The 3,908-nt window shown below is 62.1% G+C and carries 2 protein-coding genes and 1 pseudogene; all 3 read left to right on the forward strand.

The features are described from left to right. On the forward strand, positions 1 to 1,938 hold the full coding sequence (gene iolC, locus J5Y17_RS18915) for a 5-dehydro-2-deoxygluconokinase (RefSeq protein WP_219787415.1): 1,938 nt from the start codon (positions 1 to 3) through the stop codon (positions 1,936 to 1,938). Positions 1,939 to 1,942: 4 nt separating this feature from the next. Continuing rightward, positions 1,943 to 3,799 carry a 3D-(3,5/4)-trihydroxycyclohexane-1,2-dione acylhydrolase (decyclizing) gene (gene iolD / locus J5Y17_RS18920; RefSeq protein ID WP_219787416.1) on the forward strand — a complete coding sequence of 619 codons (1,857 nt, stop codon included), beginning with the start codon at positions 1,943 to 1,945 and terminating at the stop codon, positions 3,797 to 3,799. Between the two features lie 14 nt (positions 3,800 to 3,813). Beyond that, positions 3,814 to 3,908 (forward strand): annotated as a pseudogene (locus tag J5Y17_RS19365) (5-deoxy-glucuronate isomerase); the annotation flags it as partial.

Genomic DNA, 3,908 nt, shown 5'->3' on the forward strand with positions numbered 1-3,908 from the left:
ATGAAAGACCTTGACGTAATCACCATTGGACGCGCGGGCGTTGATCTTTATGGCGCACAGATTGGGGGGCGTTTGGAGGACATGGGGTCCTTCGAGAAGTATATCGGTGGCAGCCCGACCAATATTGCCTGCGGGACGTCGCGTCTGGGTCTCAAGACCGCGCTGATCACCCGCGTGGGGGATGAACACATGGGGCGCTTCATTCGTGAGCAACTCGTGCGCGAGGGTGTGAATGTTGAGGGTGTGGCGACCGATCCGGAACGTCTGACGGCACTGGTGCTCTTGGGCATCCGCGACGAGGACCAATTCCCGCTGATCTTCTACCGCGAGAACTGCGCGGATATGGCGCTCTGCGAGGACGACATTGATCCCGAGTTCATCAAGCGCTCCCGCGCGGTTGTTGCAACCGGCACGCATCTCTCGAACCCGAAGACCGAAGCCGCGACCATGAAGGCGCTCGAATACGCCCGCCAGTATGGGGCGCGCACGGCTCTGGATATCGACTACCGCCCGAACCTCTGGGGCGTGGCGGGGCATGGAGACGGCGAGAGCCGCTTTGTCGAAAGCGAGGCCGTGACGGCCAAACTTCTGTCCACGCTGCACTATTTCGACCTGATCGTCGGTACGGAAGAAGAGTTCCACATCGCGGGCGGCTCCACCGACACGGTCGCAGCCCTGCGCAACGTGCGCGAGAACTCCAAAGCGACGCTCGTGTGCAAACGCGGGGCGCTTGGCGCTGTGGCGTTCGAAGGCGACATTCCCGATAGCCTCGATGACGGCCAGACGGGAGAAGGCTTCCCGATCGAAGTGTTCAATGTCTTGGGTGCCGGTGACGGGTTCTTCTCCGGCCTTCTCAAAGGCTGGATGGATTGCCCCGACGTCGACAAGATCGACTGGCCGACCGCGCTCAAATACGCGAACGCCTGTGGCGCCTTTGCGGTGTCGCGCCATGGCTGCACGCCGGCCTATCCGTCGCTTGCCGAGCTTGAGTTCTTCCTGAACCGCGGCGTGGTGCAAAAGGATCTGCGCAACGATCCGGCGCTGGAGCAAATCCACTGGTCCACGACGCGCCACACCCGCAATGCGGGCGACTGGTCGAGCCTGCGCACCTTTGCCTTCGACCACCGGATGCAACTCGAGGAGATGGCGGGCTACACGCTCGAAAAAGGCGGCGCCTTCAAGGAGCTGTGCCTCGAAGCGGCGCTGAAGGTCAAAGGTGAGGAAGACGGCTACGGCATCCTGACCGACAACCGCATCGGCCGCGCGGCGCTTCATGCAGCAAGCGGCTCCGGGCTCTGGATCGGGCGTCCGACCGAACTGCCGGGCTCGCGTCCGATTGAATTCGAGCCTGAGCTGGGTGTCGACTTCGGCCAGTTCAAGGAATGGGCGCGTGAGAACGTCGTCAAACTGCTGGTCTTCTGCCACCCGGACGATGACGCAGAAACCCGCGCCCTGCAGGAAGCACGTGTGAAGACTCTCTTCACCGCCGCGCGCAACAACAATCTCGAGTTCCTGCTCGAAGTTATTCCTTCCAAGGTCGGTCCCGTGGACACGCACACGACGGCAACCTTGATCCGGCAATTCTACGAGGCAGGGGTCTACCCCGACTGGTGGAAGCTGGAACCGATGGCAACCACGGAAGCTTGGGCCAGCGCCGTGGCTGCCATCGAAGAATATGACCCGCACACGCGCGGCATTGTCGTGCTGGGGCTGGATGCGCCGGAGGCAGAGCTTGCGGCATCGTTCGAGGTCGCAGCAAGCTTCCCGCTCGTCAAAGGGTTCGCCGTGGGGCGGACGATCTTTGGCGATGCAGCGCGGGCCTGGATGACGGGCGACATGAATGATGCGGATGCGGTGGACCAGATGTCTGAACGCTTTACCCGCCTGTGCAAGATTTGGGACGACGCCCGCGAGAGCGCGCGTTTGAACGGAGAATAAGACGATGGTTGAGACAATTCGACTGACCGCCGCGCAGGCGATGATCAAATGGCTCTCGGTGCAACTCACGCCTGAAGGGGACAGGTATATCGACGGGATGTGGGCGATCTTTGGCCACGGCAACGTGGCAGGGATCGGTGAGGCACTTCATGCCTACAAAGACGTGTTCCCGACATGGCGCGGACAGAACGAACAAACCATGGCGCATGCCGCGATTGCCTATGCGAAGGGCAAAAAGCGCACTCGCGCGATGGCTGTCACCTCGTCCATCGGGCCGGGCTCTACGAACGTCGTGACTGCAGCCGCGCTCGCCCATGTGAACCGTCTGCCACTTCTGATTGTGGCCGGTGATGTATTTGCCAATCGCCGCCCCGATCCGGTGTTGCAACAGGTTGAGGATTTTGACGACGGCACCGTGTCGGCCAATGACTGCTTCAAACCCGTCTCGCGCTACTTTGACCGGATCACGCGACCGGAGCACATCCTCTCCGCCTTGCCGCGCGCCCTGCGCACCATGACGGACCCCGCGAACTGTGGTCCGGCGACGCTCGCCTTCTGTCAGGACGTTCAAGCCGAGGCCTATGACTATCCCGTCGAGTTCTTCGAGCCGAAAGTCTGGCACATCCGCCGCCCGCAGCCCGATGTGGATGAGCTTGCCCGTGTGGCCGAGTTGATCAAAGCGGCGAAGCGTCCGGTGATCATTTCCGGTGGTGGAACGATCTATAGCCAAGCCGAAGAGACGCTTGGCGCGTTTGCGACCCGTCACAACATTCCCGTGGCGGAAACGCAGGCGGGTAAATCCGGCCTGTCGCAGAGCCATCCGATGAACTTCGGCGCCTCCGGTGTGGACGGATCCGCCGCCGCCAACACGGCCTCTGCAAACGCGGATCTGGTGATCGGTGTGGGCACACGGTTCCAGGACTTCACCACCGGATCGCGCACGATGTTCCGGCATGACGCACAGCTCGTCTCGATCAACATCCATGGCTATGACGCCGCCAAACACGGGGCCGAGAGCCTCGTGGGGGATGCAAAAGTGACGCTTGAGGCGCTCACCGAGGCGCTGGGTGACTATTCGGCTGAGGCCCCCGATGCAGCGGCGCGCGAAGACTGGCTCCGTGCCGTCGATGTCTATTGCGCCCGTCCGGAGGATCAGGCCGCACTTCCGACCGACGGTCAGGTGATCGGTGCGGTGCAACGCGCCACGACCGAGACCGCCATCGCGATGTGCGCCGCGGGCACCATGCCCGGTGCGCTCAAGCTCCTGTGGAAACCGTCTCAGGGAGGCTATCACATGGAATACGGTTATTCTTGCATGGGCTACGAGGTCGCGGGTGCGATGGGTCTCAAACTCGCCGCTCCTGATCGCGAGGTGATCTGTTTTGTCGGCGACGGCTCCTACATGATGGCCAACGCGGAGATCGCCTCCGCCGTCATGCGCCGCATTCCGTTCACGGTCGTCCTCACCGACAACCGTGGCTACGGCTGCATCAACCGTCTGCAAACGCTCGGCTGTGGCGGGGAACCGTTCAACAACATGTATGTGGACTGCAACATCGAAGACCAGCCGCAGATCGACTACGTCGCCCACGCAGCCTCCATGGGGGCCTTTGCGGTGAAGGCAAAAGACACCGATCAGCTCGAAGCAGAGATCGCCGCCGCCCGCGACCGCACCGTCCCGACGGTCATCGTGATCGACACAATCGCCAAGGACTTCCCGGGCACCGGTCTCGAGACCACAGCAGGCGAGCACGGCTTCTTCTGGGACGTCGCCGTCCCAGAAGTCTCCGAGCGCCAAAGACAACGCGACTATTACGCGAACTACATCAAGCAAGTGGCGAAAGCCCGGCTCGCAAACTGAGGAAAGGAACCACCATGCCCGACCTTTTGAAACAGCCCTTTGGCACGCACGGCAAAGTGCATCAGATCACGCCCGAAAGCGCGGGTTGGCGCTATGTCGGGTTCGACCT

The organism is Celeribacter sp. PS-C1 (genome assembly GCF_019429625.1).
GTDB lineage: Bacteria > Pseudomonadota > Alphaproteobacteria > Rhodobacterales > Rhodobacteraceae > Celeribacter.

Bases quoted from the DNA above. Each gene is read 5' to 3' on its own strand.
- iolD (WP_219787416.1), top strand. From the start codon at position 1,943: ATGGTTGAGACAATTCGACTGACCGCCGCGCAGGCGATGATCAAATGG.
- iolC (WP_219787415.1), top strand. From the start codon at position 1: ATGAAAGACCTTGACGTAATCACCATTGGACGCGCGGGCGTTGATCTT.